The 21,749-nt window shown below is 38.0% G+C and carries 20 protein-coding genes and 5 tRNA genes; 22 read left to right on the plus strand and 3 right to left on the minus strand.

Annotated features, from left to right (window positions below; genetic code table 11):
- Window positions 1-89 precede the first annotated feature (89 nt).
- Window positions 90-1,307: a cofactor-independent phosphoglycerate mutase gene (locus H0Z36_RS08410; protein ID WP_296865438.1), complete on the minus strand. Its 1,218-nt coding sequence runs from the start codon at window positions 1,305-1,307 to the stop codon at window positions 90-92.
- Between the two features lie 221 nt (window positions 1,308-1,528).
- On the opposite strand from H0Z36_RS08410, the gene H0Z36_RS08415 reads away from it, so the two are divergent.
- From H0Z36_RS08415 to H0Z36_RS08505, 19 genes are all read left to right on the plus strand, one after another.
- Complete coding sequence (locus tag H0Z36_RS08415; protein ID WP_296865439.1) at window positions 1,529-2,356, plus strand: methyl-accepting chemotaxis protein; 828 nt, start codon at window positions 1,529-1,531, stop codon at window positions 2,354-2,356.
- A gap of 67 nt (window positions 2,357-2,423) precedes the next feature.
- Window positions 2,424-2,499, plus strand: a tRNA-Asp gene (locus H0Z36_RS08420).
- 65 nt (window positions 2,500-2,564) lie between these two features.
- Window positions 2,565-2,640 (plus strand) — tRNA-Phe (locus H0Z36_RS08425).
- Between the two features lie 6 nt (window positions 2,641-2,646).
- Window positions 2,647-2,721: transfer RNA gene (locus H0Z36_RS08430), tRNA-Gly, on the plus strand.
- Between the two features lie 153 nt (window positions 2,722-2,874).
- A tRNA-Cys gene (locus tag H0Z36_RS08435) sits at window positions 2,875-2,950 on the plus strand.
- Between the two features lie 18 nt (window positions 2,951-2,968).
- Window positions 2,969-3,057 (plus strand) — tRNA-Leu (locus tag H0Z36_RS08440).
- 460 nt (window positions 3,058-3,517) lie between these two features.
- Window positions 3,518-4,459 carry a hypothetical protein gene (locus H0Z36_RS08445; protein WP_296865440.1) on the plus strand — a complete coding sequence of 314 codons (942 nt, stop codon included), beginning with the start codon at window positions 3,518-3,520 and terminating at the stop codon, window positions 4,457-4,459.
- Complete coding sequence (locus tag H0Z36_RS08450) at window positions 4,456-5,319, plus strand: GGDEF domain-containing protein (protein WP_296865441.1); 864 nt, start codon at window positions 4,456-4,458, stop codon at window positions 5,317-5,319. The genes H0Z36_RS08445 and H0Z36_RS08450 overlap by 4 nt, the downstream gene beginning before the upstream one ends.
- A 45-nt stretch (window positions 5,320-5,364) precedes the next feature.
- Window positions 5,365-6,963, plus strand: a complete 1,599-nt coding sequence (locus tag H0Z36_RS08455; protein WP_296865442.1) for a DUF2334 domain-containing protein — start codon at window positions 5,365-5,367, stop codon at window positions 6,961-6,963.
- Between the two features lie 3 nt (window positions 6,964-6,966).
- Window positions 6,967-8,232 (plus strand): glycosyltransferase, encoded by a 1,266-nt coding sequence (locus H0Z36_RS08460; RefSeq protein WP_296865443.1) that lies wholly within the window; start codon window positions 6,967-6,969, stop codon window positions 8,230-8,232.
- On the plus strand, window positions 8,232-10,253 hold the full coding sequence (locus H0Z36_RS08465; RefSeq protein WP_296865444.1) for a cellulose biosynthesis cyclic di-GMP-binding regulatory protein BcsB: 2,022 nt from the start codon (window positions 8,232-8,234) through the stop codon (window positions 10,251-10,253). Before H0Z36_RS08460 ends, H0Z36_RS08465 begins: the two co-directional genes overlap by 1 nt.
- A gap of 143 nt (window positions 10,254-10,396) precedes the next feature.
- Complete coding sequence (gene nadA, locus H0Z36_RS08470; protein ID WP_296865446.1) at window positions 10,397-11,314, plus strand: quinolinate synthase NadA; 918 nt, start codon at window positions 10,397-10,399, stop codon at window positions 11,312-11,314.
- Between the two features lie 26 nt (window positions 11,315-11,340).
- Window positions 11,341-11,802: an Rrf2 family transcriptional regulator gene (locus H0Z36_RS08475; protein ID WP_296865448.1), complete on the plus strand. Its 462-nt coding sequence runs from the start codon at window positions 11,341-11,343 to the stop codon at window positions 11,800-11,802.
- Window positions 11,777-12,943, plus strand: coding sequence for a cysteine desulfurase NifS (gene nifS / locus H0Z36_RS08480; protein ID WP_296865450.1), 1,167 nt, complete (start codon window positions 11,777-11,779; stop codon window positions 12,941-12,943). The genes H0Z36_RS08475 and nifS overlap by 26 nt, the downstream gene beginning before the upstream one ends.
- 1 nt (window position 12,944) lies before the next feature.
- On the plus strand, window positions 12,945-13,325 hold the full coding sequence (gene nifU / locus H0Z36_RS08485) for a Fe-S cluster assembly scaffold protein NifU (RefSeq protein WP_296865452.1): 381 nt from the start codon (window positions 12,945-12,947) through the stop codon (window positions 13,323-13,325).
- Window positions 13,322-14,251 carry a cysteine synthase A gene (cysK, locus tag H0Z36_RS08490; protein ID WP_296865502.1) on the plus strand — a complete coding sequence of 310 codons (930 nt, stop codon included), beginning with the start codon at window positions 13,322-13,324 and terminating at the stop codon, window positions 14,249-14,251. The genes nifU and cysK overlap by 4 nt, the downstream gene beginning before the upstream one ends.
- 13 nt (window positions 14,252-14,264) lie before the next feature.
- Window positions 14,265-16,457 carry a heavy metal translocating P-type ATPase gene (locus tag H0Z36_RS08495; RefSeq protein WP_296865454.1) on the plus strand — a complete coding sequence of 731 codons (2,193 nt, stop codon included), beginning with the start codon at window positions 14,265-14,267 and terminating at the stop codon, window positions 16,455-16,457.
- 38 nt (window positions 16,458-16,495) lie between these two features.
- Complete coding sequence (locus H0Z36_RS08500; RefSeq protein WP_296865456.1) at window positions 16,496-16,936, plus strand: MOSC domain-containing protein; 441 nt, start codon at window positions 16,496-16,498, stop codon at window positions 16,934-16,936.
- Window positions 16,937-16,950: 14 nt separating this feature from the next.
- Window positions 16,951-17,523, plus strand: coding sequence for a class I SAM-dependent methyltransferase (locus H0Z36_RS08505; protein ID WP_296865458.1), 573 nt, complete (start codon window positions 16,951-16,953; stop codon window positions 17,521-17,523).
- Window positions 17,524-17,614: 91 nt separating this feature from the next.
- Here H0Z36_RS08505 and H0Z36_RS08510 read toward each other — a convergent pair whose 3' ends face one another.
- Window positions 17,615-18,211: a DNRLRE domain-containing protein gene (locus H0Z36_RS08510; RefSeq protein ID WP_296865460.1), complete on the minus strand. Its 597-nt coding sequence runs from the start codon at window positions 18,209-18,211 to the stop codon at window positions 17,615-17,617.
- 145 nt (window positions 18,212-18,356) lie between these two features.
- On the opposite strand from H0Z36_RS08510, the gene H0Z36_RS08515 reads away from it, so the two are divergent.
- From H0Z36_RS08515 to H0Z36_RS08525, 3 genes are all read left to right on the plus strand, one after another.
- Window positions 18,357-19,142: an inositol monophosphatase family protein gene (locus H0Z36_RS08515; protein WP_296865462.1), complete on the plus strand. Its 786-nt coding sequence runs from the start codon at window positions 18,357-18,359 to the stop codon at window positions 19,140-19,142.
- A gap of 27 nt (window positions 19,143-19,169) precedes the next feature.
- Entirely contained in the window at window positions 19,170-19,400 is a 231-nt protein-coding gene (locus tag H0Z36_RS08520) for a hypothetical protein (protein ID WP_296865464.1), read from the plus strand.
- Window positions 19,401-19,566: 166 nt separating this feature from the next.
- On the plus strand, window positions 19,567-20,949 hold the full coding sequence (locus tag H0Z36_RS08525; protein WP_296865466.1) for an MATE family efflux transporter: 1,383 nt from the start codon (window positions 19,567-19,569) through the stop codon (window positions 20,947-20,949).
- A gap of 40 nt (window positions 20,950-20,989) precedes the next feature.
- On the opposite strand, the gene H0Z36_RS08530 is transcribed toward H0Z36_RS08525, so the two are convergent.
- Window positions 20,990-21,529 (minus strand): hypothetical protein, encoded by a 540-nt coding sequence (locus H0Z36_RS08530; protein WP_296865467.1) that lies wholly within the window; start codon window positions 21,527-21,529, stop codon window positions 20,990-20,992.
- Between the last annotated feature and the right edge of the window lie 220 nt (window positions 21,530-21,749).

A 21,749-nucleotide genomic window follows, 5' to 3' on the forward strand; every position in this document is an offset into this window, starting at 1 on the left:
GAATGATAAGGAACAAAGCGGTAGTATTTTGGGTCAATGAATAATAAATAAGGCAGGGGTTGTTCCCTGCCTTATTTATTAATATACTGTTACTTTTTATCGCCTTTTATAAAATAATCCATAAGCTCATATCCACTGGAGAAATATATTCCATCACGGGCGTATTTTTCGTTATAAGTTCTGATACTTTCTGAAACCGGATTATTTTTGTCATAAATCATAAAAGGCACCGGCTCCGCGGTATGTGTTTTTAATGATATTGGTGTAGGATGGTCGGGCATAATCATAATTTTTAAATCATCGAATTCGTTTATCACGGATAATATAAGTCCTATTACTTCTTTATCAATCTGCTCAATAGCCCATATCTTCTTTTCAAGGCTTCCCTGATGACTTGCTTCATCGGGAGATTCAATGTGCAGATAAACAAAATCCTGTCCTTTTTTAAGTTCATTTATTGCAGCTTCTCCTTTCCCTTTGAAGTTGGTTTCGATGCTTCCGGTAGCTCCTTCAACTAGGACAGGTCTGAGTCCGGCTGCTATCCCTAGTCCTTTTACTAGGTCAACTGCGGCGACTACTGAACCGTTCAAATTATATTTTTCCTGGAAGCTGTTCAGGGAAGGCTTTCTGCCTTCTCCCCAGAGCCATATGGAGTTGGCTTCTTTTAAACCTTTTTCCCGGCGTCTTTTATTTACCGGGTGTTTTTTAAGAATTTTCTGACTTTTTTGTATTAAATCAAGAATAATATTCGCCTTATCTCCCTCAGGCAGATATGAATCGATTTTTCGGTCAGATATATCATGAGGAGGAGTAAGCTTAAGTTTCAAGCCTGATGCGTTTTTCCAGACCATGACGTGGCGGTAGCTTATTCCCGGATAAAATGTTATTTCTCTGCTTCCCAGTTCCTTTTGTAAACAGCCGATAAGTTCTTTAGCTTCTCCGGAAGATATTTCCCCTGCACTGTAGTCAAGCATAATTTTATCTTCTAAATTTTCATCATCGGAAAGGGTAACTAGATTGCAGCGCAGAGTGAGGTCGCTTTCCTCTAGTTTTACTCCCATGCTTATAGCTTCCAAGGGAGAACGTCCGGTATAGTAAATTGAAGGGTCATAGCCCATCACTGAAAGATTGGCGACATCACTTCCAGGTGCAAATCCTTCCGGGATAGTTTTTACCAGACCAATAACTGCCTCTTTAGCTAGACCATCTATATTTGGGGTTTTTGCGTATTCAAGTGGGGTTTTATTACCCAATTCGGGTATAGGATAATCTGCCATTCCATCGGGAACAATGATTAGATATTTCACCTGATTCAACTCCTGTATAAAATATTAGATTTTATAAATTGCCCAGTGTATAGATTTACTTTTTAATTTTATAATATTTTTTATTTTTCTTAAAGGATGCTTGATAATCACTTGACATAGAATTATTTTTCTATAAATAAATTTAATAGCAAAAAAGGAAAAAGACACAAATAAGCGAAAAGTAAGTATAAATGGATTTGATGTTATGGAGGGATGTTATTATGGGAAGCAGATTTTTAGAGGAGTTCCCGTGGATAGTGAAGATGATTTTACCGTTATTTCCGAAAGACACAACTTTTTATGCAACTGATCTGGAAAATTTTATTTTTAAAGATACTACCAATTTTGATGTTCCGTTTGTTAAGGTGGGTGCACCGTTTGCCAAAGGAGGACCGGCGGATAAGGTTATTCAAACTAAACAGCCAGTTATTATGGAAATAGATGAGAGTTATTACGGTGTGCCTTTAAAGGTAATTTCAGTTCCTGCTTTTGATGATGATGATAAAAGTAAAGTGGCAGGGGTTTACGGAATGGCTGTTAGGCGGGAAAATGCCTTTAATTTGCGCAAGATGGCTGACACTTATCAAAAGGGAATGCAGGAGATTGCAGCTGCGATTGAACAGACTGCAGTTGCAGCTTCGGAAATAAGTGAGAGTGAGCAAAGGCTCAACCGGGAAATCAGTGCTATTTCAGATATCGCGGCTGAGATTATAAAAATCTTAGAGTACATAAGGAGTGTTGCTGATGAAACAAAAATGTTGGGGCTTAATGCTGCTATTGAAGCAGCCAGGGCAGGAGATGCCGGAAAAGGCTTTGGAGTAGTGGCAGCAGAAATTCGCAAACTTTCAGAGAACTCTAAAGAAACCGCCGGGAAAATAAGGGAACTTACCAGACAGATTGAAGAAAAGATAAATTCTGCCTTAAAAAATTCTGAAGTTACTGCCAGGGCGACTCAGGAACAGGCTGCAGCGGCAGAGGAAATGAATGCTGGTATACAGGAACTTACCAGTATGTTAGATGAACTTACGCGTATAGCATATGAGATTTAAAACAAGATAAAAAATAATGAAAAGGCTTGACGATTATAAAAACAGATGATAAAATAAACATCGTTGCGGAGCTGTGGTGTAGCGGTTAACATGCCGGCCTGTCACGCCGGAGATCGCGGGTTCAATTCCCGTCAGCTCCGCCATATAATTACAAATAAAGTTGACAACTTGTGGTGAGGCAGCTATAATAATTTTTGTAATATAATATGCCTCGGTAGCTCAGTCGGTAGAGCAGTGGACTGAAAATCCACGTGTCGGTGGTTCGATTCCGCCCCGAGGCACCATGATAAGCGGAAGTGGCTCAGTGGTAGAGCATCGCCTTGCCAAGGCGAGGGTCGCGAGTTCGAATCTCGTCTTCCGCTCCATTGAAAGCCAAGCGTTACCTGTGTAACGCTTTTATTTTGCGATATATACCTGTTCAGTGCTTTATATATAGTAAAACCTCAAGTTTTGCTTGCAATAATGGAAAAAAGCTGTTATAATAATTCCTGCGTCAGAGATTCGTTTCTTTTCAGCAGGGGCGGGTGGCGAAGTGGCTAACGCTGAGGTCTGCAAAATCTCCATTCACCGGTTCGAATCCGGTCCCGCCCTCCATAGAGAAAAGAATAACATGCCCGGGTGGCGGAATAGGCAGACGCACGGGACTTAAAATCCCGCGGTTGGTAACAACCGTGCCGGTTCGACCCCGGCCTCGGGCACCATATTTCAAAAAGACGGACGCTTAAAAAGCGTCTTTTTTTATTGGTTTTTTATCAATGGTTAAGGTGGCAGGTATTAGTCTAAATAGTTACCACCCTCTTGTTTATTATCCAGTTATAAACATAATTCAGAAATATAAAAATGGATTCAGACCTAAAGTTGTAAAATCACATTATAGGATTAAACATTATATTATGTATAATAAAAAATATAATAAAAGACTTTTTTGAATTATTTTAATTTTAATTGCGATATGAAATAATGGTTTATGATAAAATTTGAAGACGGGAGGGGGCAATTATCGAAAAATTTCGCCGTAAAAATTTGTTTTATTTAGCATTTTTTTTATTTTTACTGCTGTTTTTGTTTTTCTTTTTCCGGAATTATAAAAACGAGAGAAGGATAGATATTTTCATTAGCCAGGTAAGATGTTTAATTCCTGAAGAGAGACAGGCAGTTATCATGCTTAAAGATAATATGCTTGATAACCGGGGGCTTATTTTCCAAAAGATTGAAAAAGGGAAACAGGTTGAGGTTAATCTTTTGGAAAGCATGGGACAGCTTCTTGAATATGCCGACTATACAGGAAATGAAAAGCTAAAAGAAGAAACCTTAGAACTTATTTTTAAATATTTTGAAACAGGAGAGGGGTATCTTTCCTGGCAGATTTATAAAGGAAAGCCTCAAAAGGCCACTGCTTTGTTTGATGAGCTTCGGATATTGAAAGTTCTTTTAGAGGACGAGAAGAGCAAGAAAAATGAATTTTATATTAAAACCCTCAAGGATTCGCTTTATAACTTTAGTTTAAGAGATGGGAAATGGGTGGATTTTTATGATGCAAGATGTGCTGATAAAGCAGATATAATTTCCCTTTTTTACATAGATATTGAAACTTTAAAAGAATTGGCCAAAAATGATAAAAGATTTTACAATGCCTCAAAAAAAGCGGAAGAGATACTTTCCAATGCTCCTGTAAATGACTATGGCTTTTTTCCTCAGGTTTATAACTATGAAGAACAGGCTTATATATATTCTTCCTCTGCAAATATGGTGGAAAATATTTTGACGAATATGCACTATCTGCATAATGGAGGAGATATTGATAAATTTTTGTCTTTTCTAAAGAGGGAAATAGATAAGGGGCATATATACAATATTTATGATTATGACGGCAATCCTGTAAAAAAAGAAGAGTCAACTGCTGTATATGCCTTATCGTGCCAGCTTTTTTTGGAGGTAGGAGACTATAATTATGCTGATTTGTGTTATAAAAAAATGATGTCTTTTCGAATAAAAAAAGGTAAATTAACTGGTGGCTTTGGAGATTCGCTAGCCAATACAGTTTATGCTTATGACCAGCTGGAAGCCCTGAAAACTATGCGGATAAGAGAGGTAAATATATGAAAGCAAGAGATAAGGAAAATAAAAGACAAGATTATCTGTGGTTTAATTTAATCATGGTTATATGGCTGGGAGTTTTAACTTTGGTTTTTGCTTCCAGCTATAATATTAATTTTATGCAGTTTATAATGGCAGGTATGGCAATAATTGCTATGATTTTTGCCTATAACTATGGAGTATTGCGTGGTTTAGTTTTTGTATTAATTTTAGTTTTTGCCTACGGTTCTTATATTCTTTACGGGGTAGCTGTTACCGGCGAGATTTCCGAGCTTAGGATTGAGCTTATAATGTGGCTTTTTATTATGCCTTTAGGTGCTTATCTTTCGGGACAGATGAGCCAGTATATAGCTTCTTTATATTTTCAGAGCGGAGAATGGCAAATGCTTAGAGAAAGGTTAACCAAGGATGATTTGACCGGTTTTCTCAATAAGCGCGGTTTCTTTGAAGCTCTGGAAAGAGAGATTGACCGAACTAGGAGATTTAAAGATCCTTTATCAATTTTAATTATAAAAATTGCCAATTTAAATGAAATGCGGACGGTATATGGGGAAGTGATTTCTAATGCCATTATAAAGTCCTTATCCGAACAGATTGATAATGTAATAAGATCCATCGATATAAAAGGAATGCTAGAAACAGATGTTATAGGAATTATCCTGCCTGAGACCAATATAAGTGGGGCGAGAGTGGTAGCAGAAAAGCTGCATAATTTGGTGGAACTGATTACAGTGGATTTAAAAAAAGGTAGAAAGACAATAAAGCTAAGGATTTCTGTCGGAATTGCAGAATATTCAGATACTATTCCTGATGCTTATACCTTTTACGCAAAAGCTTTTGAAGATGCGGATAGGGATGTGGGCTGATTGGCAAAGCTAAAACTGAAATGTAAGGTTTTGGGGAGCTTGATTTTGTTTCTGTTAATATGGAACTCTGTTTGTCCGCCTGTTTTAGCAGAAGCAGAGGATGAAACTGAAGTAATTATTCTGTATGAGGAGCCTTATCGTAAGGATAATCAGGTTTTTTCTCTGGTGGATGCCCTTTATGAATATTTAGGACATTTTAAGGTTCAATTTTCAGATTTGGCAGTTGAAGATTGGAAATCTGGAATTTTAAAGGATTACCAGGTTGTGATATATGTAGGAAGCCGACAGAGAAGCCTTCCAGAATCTATGTTGAAAGAACTAGCGGAGAGGCCAGCCGTAATATGGCTGGAAGATAACATAGATGGCCTAGCAAAATTTAAAGGTTGGAATGATTTTGTTTATTACGGTAAGAGCTACTATTATGTCCGCTTGTATGCAGGGAAAGAAGAAGTTGCTATTGACCCTTACATTCCTTTATATCTGTCTCAGCCTGGCACTGAGGCGAAGGTTTTGGCAAGTGTAAGCAACCTTAAAGATACTTTGCCTTTAGCCTGGCAGAGAGAAAATGTTTTCTATCTGGGAAAATTTGATTTCGGTTTTCCTTTTTACATACTCTTAGCCGATATTTTGCACAGGGTTTTGCCTTGTTCGGTTTCCTCCAGTTACAATGTGCTTTTGCGTATAGAAGATGTAACTCCTTTGACTGATCCGGAAAATCTTGCGAATCTGATTGATATTATTGCATCTTATGATATCCCGTATGCAGTTGCAGTTACTCCTTTTGACAGACATAAGGGAAAAGAGACCGGCTTGAGCCAGGCTAAAAAGCTGGTTAAAGTTTTGCGAAAGGTAAGAGAAACCGGCGGTTTTGTAATCATGCACGGATGTTATCATGAAAACTGTTATTCTCCTGAAACAGGGGAAGGCTTTGAATTTTGGAATCTTAAAGATGAAAAGCCGATGGAGGGAGAACCGGATTTTACAAGGCAGCGATTGGAAAAGGGACTTGATGAAATGGCTAAATCAGGCATATATCCGGTAGCTTTTGAGGCTCCCCATTATGCGATGAGCAGCGTAAGCTATAGAGAGTTATCCCGCTATTTTTCAACTTATATAGGACAGATTCAGCTTAGTGATGAAACTTATAAAGCTAGCCTGGAATTTCCTTATGTTATTAATTCTTATCGACTTAATGGCATGAAGGTTTATCCTGAAACATTGGGTTATGTTGATCCTCAGGATATTATGTCAGTTGAAAAAATAATACAAAAGGCACGATTTCAAAAGATTTTGCCTCATACGGAAACATGCGTTTTTTACCATGGCTTTCTTCCCCCTGAAGGTTTAGATAAGCTTATTAAAGCTCTTAATAGAGAAGGCTATAAATTTATTTCCTTGGGTGAGGAGGATTTTTGGGTTAAAGGTAAAGCTCTCAGGGTATGGGGGGGGAAAGGTATAATGAGATGGGAATCGGATATTACGCCAATAAATCCGGATGACAAGGAACCGCTTTACAAAGGGCCGAAAGTTGTAGCTAAAGGAATTACAGCCCTGGCTTTGCTTATAACAGGTTTAGTTTTATTTTTCGGTATTATAGTTTTGAATCTGCGCCGCAAAAGGAACAGGCTTTATGAAGAGGGTTGAAAAATGCAGGAATTAACAAGAATTGACCTACTTTTTCTTATAGCACTCAGTGCTACCTGGATTTTGCTTTTATATCATGTTTTTTTAACTTATGGCGGTTATCGCTGTTTTCTAAGAACTTTAGAAGCAGATGAAAAGAGTTACCAAGATATTGTGGGGAATTTGCCTTTTGTAACTGTATTAGTGCCGGCCCACAATGAGGAGATGGTTATAGGAAGGACGGTAGATGCCATCTGCCGCAGTGATTATCCTAAAGATAAGCTGGAAGTAATAGTAATAAATGACAGTTCGACTGATAAAACCGGAGAAATTTTAGAAAAAAAACAAAAAGAATATTCATTTTTAAAAGTTGTAACTTTAAAACCTCCATTAGGAGCCAAGGGAAAATCAAATGCTTTAAATAACGGATTTAAGGCAGCTAGTGGAGAATACATAATAGTATATGATGCCGACAATACTCCGGAAAGAAAGGCTATACGCTATCTGGTATCAACTATTATTTCTGATCCTAGATTAGGGGCGGTAGTGGGAAAATTTCGCACCCGCAACCGGGATGTAAACCTGTTAACCCGCTTTATAAATCTTGAAACCATAAGTTTTCAATGGCTGGTTCAGGCTGGAAGGTATTACTGGTTCAGGCTTACCACAATAACGGGAACCAATTTTATTATAAGAAGGGATATACTTGAAAAAGTTGGGGGCTGGAGGCTTGATGCCCTTACTGAAGATACTGAGCTTACCATAAGAGTATATAATGAAGGCTATTATATAAAATGGATTCCGGAAGCAGTTACCTGGGAACAGGAACCTGAAAACCTTAAGGTTTGGCTAAAACAGCGCACCAGATGGGCGCGCGGCAATATGTGGGTAATATCTTATTATATACGCAGGATTTTCAGTTTAAAAAGGAAAATAAGCTGGGATGTGATTTATTTTTTCTTTACCTATGCGATTTTTTTCACTTCTGTGATAATTTCTGATGCAATATTTATATTAGGAATTACTGGACTAGCTAAGTTGTCGATAACAGGGCCTTTTGTTATTATATGGATAATGGCTTATATTTTATTCATAATTGAAACCTTTATTTCTTTGAGCCTGGAAAGAGGGGAAGGAAACTTTGAAAACTTTTTGCTTACTGCCTTGATGTATTTTACTTATTGCCAGCTTTGGCTTTATCTGGTTTTTCGGGCAGCATGGATAGCTTTGAAAGATAAAATAACCGGTAAAGGGTTTTACTGGTATAAAACGGAAAGGTCGGCGAGATAATGCGCAGATTGATGGCTTTTATTATTATAGTATTATTTTTAGGTTTACTGTTTTTGCCATATGGGGTTAGGGCAGAAGAATTGGCAGATAACAGTACAGTATACAATATAAAAATGTTTGCAGAAGATATTGTTTTAAATGCTCCTATAAACGAATATTATTACTGGTTAGAACTAAAACCTGGATTTTCAGTTAAAGAAGCTTCGATTATTCTTTCGTATTCCTGTTCAGAAACTATTATAAAAGAACTTTCTTCTCTTACCGTAAGTATAAATGGCAAGCCTATAGCTAGCACGCATATAGAAAAAATAGGGAAATATCCATCTTCTTTAAAGGTTAAAGTGCCGGCAAATATGCTGGTTAAAGGTATTAATGAGATAAAGATTACTACCACTCAGAGAAGTATAGAAAAAACCTGCCAGGATGTAGATAATAAGGCAAATTGGGTTGTTTTGCATAATAACTCAGTAATTCACTTGGATGTATTAAACGAGCCGGCCAGCTTAAATGACTATCCTTATCCATTCCTGAATAATTTATCCTTGTCTCCCGTAAATGCCGTATGGTATTTGCCTTCGAATCCGGGCAAAGGGGATATTGAAGCAATGTTTGAAATGGCGGCAGACTGGGGGGCTGATTTAAGAGGAGGCAATCTTGAAAACTTAAAAATAATTACAGATAAAGCAGCAGGGTTGCAAAATCAGATTTTTATTTCTTCTGCTTTGAACAGTGACAGGATAAAAAAGGGTTATGGCTATATAAGTTTAGTCTCTGAGGGAAATAATCTTTATCGCCTTATTATAGGGGGAAATGATGAAGAAGGTTTACATAAGGCAATAAGCTTTGTAAGTTCAGATTTTATCAGACAGGCAGAAGAAAATGAAATTACGGTTTCTGAATATATAAGGAAAAAACAAGATAAGAGCAGTGATCGGGAAAAGAGGAGCATAAACCTGAAGGATTTAGGATATGGGGAAATAACTTTGGGAGGGGCATTTCACCAGCGTACAATGATTACGGTAAAGCGGCCTCCCGGATGGAATGTAGGCCCCGGGTCTTATATAGAACTTTATTTTAGGCATTCTGCTTTGCTTAATCCTGAGCGTTCGTCGGTTACGGTTTATATTAACGGAAGGCCCTTAAAGAGTGTTCAGCTTAACGGAAGCAATGCGGATAAAGGTGTTTTAAAGGTAGAAATTCCCCGGGATGAACTTAACAAATCATTATGGAACATAGAATTTGCTTTTTATCATGATATAGGAATGGCAGATTGCTCAAAAAGATATGAAGAGGTAGCCTGGTCAGTAATTGAGGAAAATACCCGGGTAGTGTTAACTTCTGGGAAAAACAGTGCAGTTTCCAGGTGGGCGGATTTTCCTAATTTTAATTTGGCCGGAGACAAGGTTTGTTCAATAATCCTGCCGGAAAATCCGGGAGATGAAGAACTTACTTTGGCTGCCCTTTTAGCTTTGCGCATGGGGCAGGTATATGGGAGCAATATAAAATGGAAGGTTGGTCTAGGAATTGAAGAATTGGATAGGAATGATAAAAACCTTATTGTAATTACGTGCCATAAGGACGTAACCCGTCTGGCAGAGAAGGTTAAGGGGATAGCTTTCAGGCAGGGAGGTAAAAATCGTTTTGTATCAAATGATTCCTACAATATACCCGGAGAATATATCAAAAACGGGGTTATATGCCAGGTAATCGATAGAAAGCCTACCGGAATAATTTATCTAATTTCTTATCCGGAGGAGTCTGCTCTTAAAAATCTTGTTTCTATTTTTGCTGAGCCAGAAAAAATGGTTAAAATGCAAGATGAATTAGTATTGATAAATGTAAAAGGAAGAATTATGAATATTACTGCCAGTTCGGATGTTTCTGAGGGAAAAAATCCTTTTCATCTCAAGTCTTTGCAAATTCCTGAGGATAAAGTAAAACTTGTTTATTTAATACTGTTAGGTTTAGCTTTTATAGGTACAGCGGTTTTAGCTGCAGTTTTGTGGAGAAAGAACAGGTAAAAGCGCGAAAAAATTTAAAATCAAGGGAGGAAAACTTTGGTTTATCCTCCTTTATTTTTAGATCAATGAAATAGATAATACCTACCAAATTAATAGGAATTATGTTATATTAAAAAAGTAAAAATAAAACCGAGGTGAAAATTATGCAGAGAGATGACATGATAAAACAGCAGATTATTAAAATAAAAAAAGAAAAATCGATTTTTATTATTGCTCATTACTATCAGCGGACGGAAGTCCAGGAAATAGCAGATTTTATCGGTGATTCATATGCTATGGCTTTGGCAGCCAAGAAGGCTAAAGAAGAAAAGATTTTAGTAGCCGGGGTGGATTTTATGGCGGAAACAGCCGCTATTTTATGCCCTGAAAAAACTGTTTTGTCGCCTGAACCTATGGCTACCTGTCCTATGGCCGATAGTGTAGACATAGATGAAATAAAGAAATATAGAGAAGAAAATCCAGAAACTTTGATTGTAAGCTATGTTAATACTCCTGCTTCAGTAAAGGCGGTAAGTGATGTTTGCGTTACTTCATCTAATGCAGAAAAAATTGCTTCAAAACTTCCGCCTAACAGGCCGATTTTGTTTATACCCGACAAAAATCTGGCTGATTTTATTGAGAAAAAGATAGGCAGGAATATGGAAAAATATCCTTCTTTTTGTCCGGTTCATGCCAGAGTGAAAACTGAAAGTATAAGGTTTTGTAAAGAAAAATATCCGCAGGCAGAAGTTTTGGTTCATCCTGAATGTGCCCCTGAGGTAGTTAAAATGGCGGATTATACGGGCAGTACGGGCGGGATTTTAAATTATGCCACCCATTCTCCGAAGAAAAGTTTTATAATCGGAACTGAAGAAGGGATATTTTATGCTTTAAGGCAAAAAAGGCCTGATGCTGAATTTATCCTGGCGGTTGACGAGCTTATTTGTCCTAATATGAAAAGCATTACTTTAGAAAAGATTTTATACTCGCTGGAAAATGAAGAAACTGTGATAAAGGTTCCGGAAGATATAAGAGAAAAGGCATTTAATGCGCTTGATAAGATGATAAGATTAAGCCAGTAGTGTGTGGAATGTAAAGGAGGATATTAATGAAACTTTCTACCCGGGGAAGATATGGTTTAAGGGCCATGCTTGATATAGCAAGGCATACAGAAAAAAATGAACCAGTTTCTATTGCAGCTATTGCACAACATCAGGACTTATCCGAGAGATATTTAGAACAAATTATGATGAGCCTTAAAAAAGCAGGCCTGGTCTACAGCAGCAAAGGAGCTAAAGGAGGCTATACCTTGGGAAAAAAGCCGGAAGATATTACGGTGGGGGAAATTATAAGGGCATTAGAAGGAGAAATATCCCCAGTGGAATGTGTAAGCCTCCAGAAAAGTGAAGAATGCATTAGGGCTGACTTTTGTGTTACCCGCATAATCTGGAGAGAGGTTAGAGATGTTATAAATCAAGTTTTAGACAAATATTCGCTGGCAGATCTGCTAAAAGAGGAAAAGAATTTACAAAAGGAGGAGAACTATGCGGACGGTTTATCTGGATCATAATGCTACTACTCCGTTAGATCCTGAAGTATATAAGGTTATGGAGCCTTTTATAGTTGAAAATTTTTACAACCCATCTTCTGTTTACAGCAGATCCCGAAAGGTTCGGGAAAAAGTAGAAGAGGCGAGGGCTAAGGTCGCATCGCTTTTAAATGCATCACCGGAGGAAATTATTTTTACCAGCGGAGGCACTGAGGCTAATAATCAGGCTATCATCGGAGGAGCAAAGGCTAATGCCGGGAAAGGACGCCACATTATTACTTCGGCTGCAGAACATCATGCGGTTTTAGATACCTGTTTACGTATGGAAAAAGAAGGATTTGAAGTTACTGTTTTACCGGTAGATGAATATGGCAGGGTTCTTCCGGAAACTTTGGAGAAGGCGATAAGAACGGAGACAGTTCTGGTTTCTATCATGTATGCCAACAATGAAGTAGGCACTATTAATGATATTAAAACTTTAGCAGAAATTGCCCATAAGAACGGAAGCCTTTTTCATACTGATGCCGTGCAGGCAGCGGGCAAAATAAAAGTTGATGTGAAAGACTTGGGAGTAGATATGCTTTCAGTTTCTGCCCATAAACTATATGGTCCTAAAGGGATAGGCTGTCTGTATGTCAAAAAGGGAACTAAAATAGAAAGCCTTTTAACCGGTGGAGGCCAGGAAAATAAAATGCGGGCAGGAACAGAAAATGTACCGGCAATAATAGGATTTGGCAGGGCTGCAGAACTGACCATTGAAAGAGGAACAGAATTGGAAAATCACATAAAAGATTTAGAAAAAATTTTGCGTGAGGGAATTAAAGAAAGGATACCTGATATAATATTTACCGGTCATCCTGAGGAGCGAATTCCCGGATGTGTAAGCGTGTGTTTTAAATATATAGAAGGGGAATCCATGCTTCTTTTACTAGACCAGCGGGGGATTATGGCTTCTAGCGGCTCAGCCTGTTCTTCTAAGTCGCTCAAGGCTTCCCATGTTCTTTTAGCTATGGGTATATCCCATGAAATAGCACATGGTTCCCTGCGTTTAAGCTTGGGAAAGGATAATCGGATGGAAGATGTTGAGTATCTTTTGGAAGTTTTACCTCCTATAGTTGAAAAACTCCGATTAATTTCACCATTATATCAGGGAGGGAGATAAGATGTATTCTGAAAAAGTAATGGAACATTTTTTGAATCCGCGTAATACAGGAACAATTACGAATGCTGATGGGGTAGGAGAAGTAGGCAATGCTTCCTGTGGAGATATTATGCATATTGAAATTAAAGTAAATAATGATGTGATTGAAGATATAAAATTTCAGACTTTTGGTTGTGCTGCCGCTATAGCCTCCAGTAGTATGCTGACTGAGCTGGTTAAAGGAAAAAGTTTAGCTGAAGCGGAAAAAATAACGAATAAATCAGTTGCGGAAGCTTTAGGAGGACTTCCACCAGTTAAAATGCACTGTTCCAATCTGGCGGCAGATGCTTTAAGAAAGGCTATTGAAGATTACCGCCGCAAGTTCGCAAAGGAAGGAGCATAGAGATGATAGCAAAAGATATAACGGATTTAATCGGTAGAACTCCACTGGTTAAAATTAACCGTCTTAATCAGAATAAAAATACAGAAGTTTTAGCTAAATTGGAGTTTTTTAATCCGGGTGGCAGCATAAAAGACCGGATTGCTTTAAACATGATTAATGATGCTGAAAAGAAAGGTAAGATTAAGCCGGGATCCGTTATAGTTGAAGCCAGCAGTGGAAATACCGGCATAGGTCTGGCCATGGTTGCGGCAGTAAGAGGCTATAAGCTGATTCTGGTTATGCCTGAAACGATGAGCAAGGAAAGGCAGAATCTTCTTAAGGCATATGGGGCTGAGGTGGTTTTGACCAGAGGAAGTGAAGGGATGGCAGGAGCCGTAAGAAAGGCTGAAGAATTATGCCGTCAAAATCCTGATTATTTTATGCCTGAACAATTTAGTAACCCGGCTAATCCCAAAATGCATTATCTTACTACCGGAGCTGAAATTTTGGAAGATGCTGAAGGTAAATTAGACTACCTGGTAGCTGGGGTAGGAACAGGGGGGACTTTAACGGGAGCCGGCAAATATCTCAAAGAAAGGATACCTCATCTTAAGATTGTAGCAGTTGAACCGGCTGATTCGGCTGTCCTGTCGGGCGAAAAACCCGGGCATCATAAGATTCAGGGGATAGGTGCAGGCTTTATTCCTGAAGTTTTAGATAGAGAAACAATAGATGAAATAATAAAGGTAAGAAATGAACATGCTTTTGAAACGGCAAGAAATCTGGCAAAAATGGAAGGTATTTTATGTGGTATTTCAGCAGGTGCAGCTGTATGGGCAGCTTTAAAAATTGCCGAAAGTGTATCTTCATATAAGAGGATTGCCGTTATAATACCTGATACGGGGGAAAGATATTTGAGCACTGAACTTTTTGATAAAATATATTGATGGAGGCGTTATTTTGAAAAGGCTTGATATAAATATCGAAGGAATGAGCTGCGCAGGTTGTGCTGCCAAGGTTGAAAATAAATTAAAAGAAAAAAATGGGGTAAAAAACGCAGTAGTAAATATAGCTACTCATCAAGCAATGGTTGAATATGATGAAGAAGCAATAGATGTATCAGAATTAATTCAAACTATTGAAAATTTAGGCTACAGCGCTTACGCTCATCTTGATGAAAACATGGAGGATCTATGGTTTAAGGAACAGGATAAAGAAAAAGACAGATTAAAAAAGCAGTTTATTTTTGCTCTAACTTGTTCTATGCCTTTTTTAGCTATAATGCTGGGGCATATATTTGATTTTCCTCTTCCTGACTTTTTATCGCGGGCAGAATGGCAGATTATTTTAGCTACTCTGGTGCAGTTTGTTGCAGGTTTTTCCTTTTACCGGGGTGCCTTTTACACATTGAGATCCGGCGGGGCTAACATGGATGTCCTGGTGGTTTTAGGGACTACTACTGCTTATTTATACAGCTTAATAGCCGTATTTTTTATGCCGGGAGAGCCTTTATACTTTGAGGTCAGTGTAATGCTTATAACCTTGATTCTTTTAGGCAAATATCTGGAAGCTTCTGCGAAGGCTAGGGCTTCGGAAGCAGTTAAAAAATTGATGGAATTAACGCCTAAAACGGCTAATATTATAAGAAATGGCATGGTAGAGGAAGTTCCCTATGAACAGGTTAGAAAAGGGGATATTCTTTTAATTCGTCCGGGAGAGAGGGTACCGGTTGATGGAGAAATCATTGAAGGGTATTCTAGTTTAGATGAGTCTGTGTTTACAGGCGAAAGCCTGCCTGTAGATAAAAAGGTAGGCGATAAAGTTATTGGAGGAAGCATAAATAAATTTGGAATTATAAAGGTTAGAGCCCTTGATGTGGGAAAAGACTCGATGCTTTCACGAATTATAAGAATGGTAGGAGAAGCCCAGGCCTCTAAAGCCCCTATACAAAGGTTGGCAGATGTGGGGGCAGGCTATTTTGTTCCTGTTGTATTGGGATTAGCGTTAATTACCTTTATCATGTGGTATTTCCTCCTTGACAAAGGCGATCTGGTTCATGCTCTTATGAATATGACAGCAGTTTTGGTTATTGCCTGCCCTTGTGCTATGGGGCTTGCAACTCCCGTTTCTGTCATGGTAGGAAGCGGGCGGGCAGCTAATCTGGGTTTTTTAATCCGGGGAGGAGAATATCTGGAAAAAGCCCATAAAATTGATACAGTAGTTCTGGATAAGACCGGGACTATAACGGAAGGCACCCCTCATCTTACAGACATTTTTTTAGATAAATTTAAGAACCAGCCCCGCTATTTAAATATTTTTAAACAGGCGGAAGCTTTAAGCGACCATCCAGTTGGTTTGGCAGTGGCAAAAGGAATAAACTTGCCTCCGGATATAGAATCAGACATATCTTTTCAGGAATTTGCTGTAATTCCCGGACATGGAATAAAGGCTAGAGTGGACGGTGAAGATATTGTAATTGGCAATTACAGATTTATGAAGAAAGAAGGCATATCTGCCGGCAGTCTAGAAGAGCTTATTGAAGGTTATGAAAAAGAAGGCAAAACTGCGGTTATTATGGCAGTAGAAAATGAAGTGGCAGCCGTTGCGGCAGTTGCCGATAAAATAAAGGAAAATGCGGCAGAAGTTGTAAAAAGGCTTAAAAAAATGGGCATAGATGTATGGATGATAAGTGGGGACAATCTTGCTACCTGCTTATCCGTAGCAGAAAAAGCAGGTATCGATAAGGTTATGGCTGAGGTCTTGCCAGAAGAAAAGGCTTACAAGATAAAAAGTCTTATTGCTGAGGGAAGGACTGTGGCTATGGTGGGTGACGGGATAAATGATGCTCCAGCTTTAGTTGCAGCTGATATAGGCATAGCCATGGGCAATGGAACGGATATAGCAGCGGAAACCGCAGGGATAATCTTAGTTGGAGGAGACTTAGCCAAGCTGCCTTTGGTAATAGAATTGAGCCGGGCTACGGTAAAAAATATTAAACAAAACTTGTTCTGGGCGTTTATATACAATATTATAGGAATACCTCTTGCTATGGCCGGATTTTTAAACCCGATTATAGCCGGTGGGGCTATGTCTTTAAGCTCTGTATCAGTGGTTCTTAATGCTTTAAGGCTTAAAAAAGTAAGGCTGAAATAGCCATTAAATATATTACAGGGAAGAGGGAGGTTAAAAAGGTGGTAGAGGGAAAAGGCCAGGTTTTAGCCGTAAATATTTCGGAAAAGAAGGGAGAAAAAAAACATAATATAGGAGAAGCCTATCTTATTTGTGGATATGGGATTGAAAATGATGCCCACAGTGGTAATCATCACCGGCAGATAAGCCTTCTTTCTCTTTCGAGCATCGAAAAAATGAAAAAGCAAGGCTTACAGCTTGAATTTGGCGATTTTGCCGAAAATATTACCATAGAAGGTATAGATGTATTTTCTATACCAGTTGGAACCCGTATTAAGATAGGAGAAGCAGTCATTGAAATAACCCAAATTGGAAAGGAATGCCACAACCATGGTTGTGCTATAAGAAGACAGGTTGGAAAGTGTGTTATGCCTCTGGAAGGGGCTTTTGCCAGAGTAATTGAATCAGGATGGGTAAGAGTGGGAGATACAGTTAAAATTTAAAAGGAGAGGAATAGATGGGACATAAGTTTGACAGCAAAAACAAGCATAAGTTAGATAATCCTAAAAGACGAATCTTGCTTCCGCCTGAAAAAATCCTTATGCAGGCAGGTTTAAAAAAAGATATGGTTATGGCTGATGTAGGGTGTGGTATTGGATATTTTACCATCCCTGCTGCCAGTTTAGTAGGAGAAAACGGACAGATTTTAGCTTTAGATTTATCGCGGGATATGCTTGATACCTTACAAGAAAAGATAACTGAACAAGGTATAGATAATGTAGTTATAATTAAAAATGATGAAAATAAACTGCCGATAGATAATAATAAGGTAGATATGGCCTTTTTATGCCATGTAGTTCATGAAGTGGAAGATAAAGGGGTTTTTATAGATGAAGTTAAAAGGGTTGTAAAACCAGGTGGCTTTATCAGTATTATTGAATGGGAGAAAAAACCGACTGATTCTGGGCCTCCTTTGGATGAAAGAATTTCCAGGAATGAAATCCGCAAGGTATTAGAAAATGCAGGTTTCATGGATATAACCATCAAAGAGATAGGAGAATATTTTTATCTGGCAAAAGGAAAAAAGTAAATAAAAAAGGGGAAGAAGATTTTAGATGCTTCTTCCCTTTTGCATGTTTAAATTTAATTTTGTGGAGAACATTTATTCAGTCAGATTTAAATTAAGAGACTGTAAAGTTATTGTTAGTATTATGGCAGCAGTTTACATAATAGTATATCATTAGACGGGGCCAGTAGTCAGGATCGCTGAATTCCCGGCTGTAAAAACCGATAAGGCTGTTACAAGGTTCATCGCATTTTAATAAGAGACCGTAATTTGGGCAGCATCCGTTATACCAGCTTTGAACAAGGCTGTAATCTATCTCCATTTCTACCCATCCGAAATACCCTGAACAAACATCTACATATCCTACCGGGTTAGAATAGTCGACTGCTGGTTTATGATCCCAGGTAACACTAAATTCATCCCAGGCTTGTTTTATCCTGTAAGCATAAAGCCGGGTTTTATTAGGAACTTCGTTGCGATAGATTTTTAAACACAGCTTAGCACAGGTTATATGACTGTTAGGAGGAATTTGATTGCAGTCTAAGCTGCATAAATTAAACTGAATTAAACTTTGGTATTCATCAGATGAGCTTTTATATAGATTAGTATAAAGGTAAGGAATGCAACCAAAATTAGTGTTTGGATAATACTGGGCGATATAAGCATCCTGACAGGGGGTAAAGCATATTAAGGAAGTAGAAGAGTTAGCCAAATGTATATCACTCCTTTCTCTATAATTCACTATATAATACTGGAACATAAAGGAATATGTTACATACTTTTCAATAAAATTTGAAAAATAAAAGGCGAATTTTATAATAAAAAATGGCAGCATGGTGATGGGAGGAAATTGAAATATGATTGATTTAAAAAAGGCTTTAAAGCAGGCAAAAGAATGGGCTTATGCGGCTGGCAAAATCCAGATTGAAAATTTTCACAAACAGCTTAATATAGAGACTAAATCTACTTCTATTGACCTTATAACCGAAGTTGATTATCTCTCCGAAAAGCTGATATTAGAAAACATAAGGCACCTTTATCCTGAACATGCGGTTTTATCCGAGGAAGCAGGAATTGATTCTAAAAATTCCGATTATCTCTGGATAATTGATCCCCTAGATGGGACAACTAATTATGCCCAAGGCCTTCCCATTTTTGCAATCTCTATTGCCCTGCAGTATAGAAAAGAAACCGTACTGGGGTTAATTTATTCTGCAGGAATGGGGCAGATGTTTACTGCGCTCAAGGGAGAAGGAGCTTATCTCAATGAACGAAGAATAAGGGTAAGTGGTAAAAACGCGCTTAGAGAATCAGTTCTGGCGACTGGTTTTCCTTATGACAGGGCGATAAATCCCGACAATAATCTTAAATATTTTAACCGGATTATGCCCAAAGTTCGCGGGATAAGAAGATTAGGTTCGGCAGCTTATGATTTAGCATGTGTGGCAGCAGGAATATTCGACGGCTACTGGGAAATTAACCTTAATTTGTGGGATGTGGCGGCAGGAGCCTTGTTGGTGGAAGAAGCTGGGGGAAAGGCGGTCTATCTTGATAAACGCGGGGTTTCGCTGGCAGCAGGTAATAAGGTAATTTGCGATCTTATTTTACAGGAGCTTAAACAAGCAGACTTAGAACTGGAATAAGCAATTAATGTAGGAAGGAAGAGGAGTATGATACAGATAATATCCGTATTTGGGGCCGTATTGGTTTTGGCTGCCTTTGCTTTGTTGCAGTTGGGGAAAATATCTAATGAAAGCCATTTATATAATTTTATGAATTTTTTTGGAGCAGGTATACTGGCATTGATAGCTGCAATAGAAGCTCAGTGGGGATTTTTGCTTTTGGAGGGAACCTGGACTTTGGTCAGCATATATGCCTTGATTAAATTTTGGAAAAAATAAGGAGGTATCTTGCTGTTTTGAAAACAATTAGAAGTAACCAAAATTCTTCTGCATATAAATTTAGCAAAAGTAAACTGAACTGATGCACTATGAGCTGTTATAATGAATGTAGAATAAACATAAAAATTGTCGAAGCAATATACCAAACAAGAGGATGGAAAAGTTCATGCACGATAATATGCAGATGCTTGAAAAAAGCAGTATTGGCAGGACATTAATAAGCCTGTCCATTCCCGGTACAATTGCTATGCTGGTTAATGCCATGTATAACATAGTTGACACCGTATTTATCGGGCAGGGAGTTGGAACTTTAGGCATTGCGGCAGTAGCTATCTATTTACCTATCCAGCTTTTAGTTTTTGCTTTTGCTCAAATGATTGGAATAGGAGCAGCTTCCTATATGTCCCGTTCCATGGGGGCTAAAAATCTGGAAAAAATGAACTATATTGCTGGTAATTCTTTTTTATATTCTGGGATTTTAGGCATAATTTTTGTGACAGTAGGAATTACTTTTACCGAGCCTGTCTTGCGTTTTTTTGGGGCAAGTTCTACTATTATGCCTTTTGCGGTGGATTATGCCCGTATCATGTTTATAGGCACCCTTTATTATCCCCTCTGTACTTCCTCCAACAGCCTTATGCGGGGTGAAGGGAATGCCCTTGATGCTATGATTTGCATGATAATAGGTTTTGCAGTAAATATTATTTTAGATTATGTCTTTATTTTTCCTCTTTCGATGGGAGTAAAAGGGGCAGCATTAGCTACCGTTATTGCTAAATTTTGCTCGCTTTTATATTTAATTTATTATTTAAACAGCAAAAAAACAATTATAAAAATAAGCCCTGAATATTTAAGGTTTGACCGGGAAATTTTCTGGGAAACTATTACGGTCGGATTTGCTTCTTTTGTTATCGGAGGAACCCGGTCTTTATCCTGTATAGTCAGCAATCATGTTTTGGGATTTTATGGCGGAGATTTAGCGGTTGCAGTTTATGGGGTGATTTACAAAGTCATTATGTTTCTGGGTATGCCGGTATCAGGAATAACTCAGGGAATGAGGCCGCTTATCGGTTATAACTATGGAGCCAAACAGTATAGAAGAGTTATAAAGACTATAAAATTAGGATTGTTTTATTCATCTTTACTTGCTGGTATAGGAACTTTGCTGGTTGAATTATTTCCGGCTTTTATCATGTCTTTGTTTTCAAAAGATGCAGAGCTTATTAAAAATGGAACTGCTGCTCTGCGGTTGACATTGCTTATGATTCCTTTTATTGGGATTCAGATGATAGGAACTACCATATTTCAGGCTTTAGGACGGGCTAAAACTGCTGTAACTATAGCCCTTTTAAGACAGGGATTGATTTTTGTTCCTCTAATTTTATTGATTCCGGTATTTATGAATGATAAACTGCTGGGCATATGGCTTTCTTTCCCCTTAAGTGACCTTATTTCTATATTAATAATTGCTCCGGTTATAAAAAGAGAAATCGATATTTTATATCATCTGGAAGCTAAAAAGACAAAGCAAGGTGTATTAGGTAGATAAAAACAGCCGGTGAAGATTAAATTTTCACCGGTTAAAATTTTTAGTTGGCTAGAAGTTCCAAGAGTTTTTCTTTTATATATTCTTTTATTTCTTTGCCTTCTATTGTAGCTTTATTTTCGTCCATATCATCCGGTCTTACCCGGAAAAAGTTTATTATAAGCTTGTTATCTTTAATAATATATTCATCAAAATGCAGGGGAGAAAAGAGGACTTCTATCTGTTCGTATTTGTTGCTGTTTGCGTTGTTTTTAATCTCTTCGGCTATATCATCCAAATTAAGCTTTTTGAGGGGGTTAATCATCATATTGGTATATTCCAAATCTTCAGTCATCCACATGTTGTTATTCCAGAAACGCCCTTCTTTTTTCGTTTTCTGAGAAAGCAGCTCACGGTTGGTTATGGCGCTTAACACTTTGCGCACCGACTCAGCATTAAACTCCTCGTCATAACAGGCGCTTAAGCCAGGCATCTTTGCAATTTCATCAAGATAAGATTCATGCACTTTTTCTCGCTCAACCGTAGCTGTCCAGAAGTAAAGCATAGCTTCAATTTCTTCAAGATTAAGCTTGATATTGGGCAATGTAGTCAACTCCTTTTACTTTATTTTTTTAAAAAAATTCCGAAAAAATCCTTAACCAGTATAAACTTTACTCTATTTTTTTGCAAACCACCTAATTATTCCGAATCGAAATACCTTTTAACTCGAGAACCGTCCCGAAATTAAAAACTATTACGAATCGAAACAGATTTTAACTTGGGGACGGTTCTGAATTTTAAAAGTATTTTAGTTTCGAAATGAT

This window comes from Thermosyntropha sp. (assembly GCF_017656155.1).
Classification (GTDB): Bacteria; Bacillota; Syntrophomonadia; order Syntrophomonadales; family Syntrophomonadaceae; genus Thermosyntropha.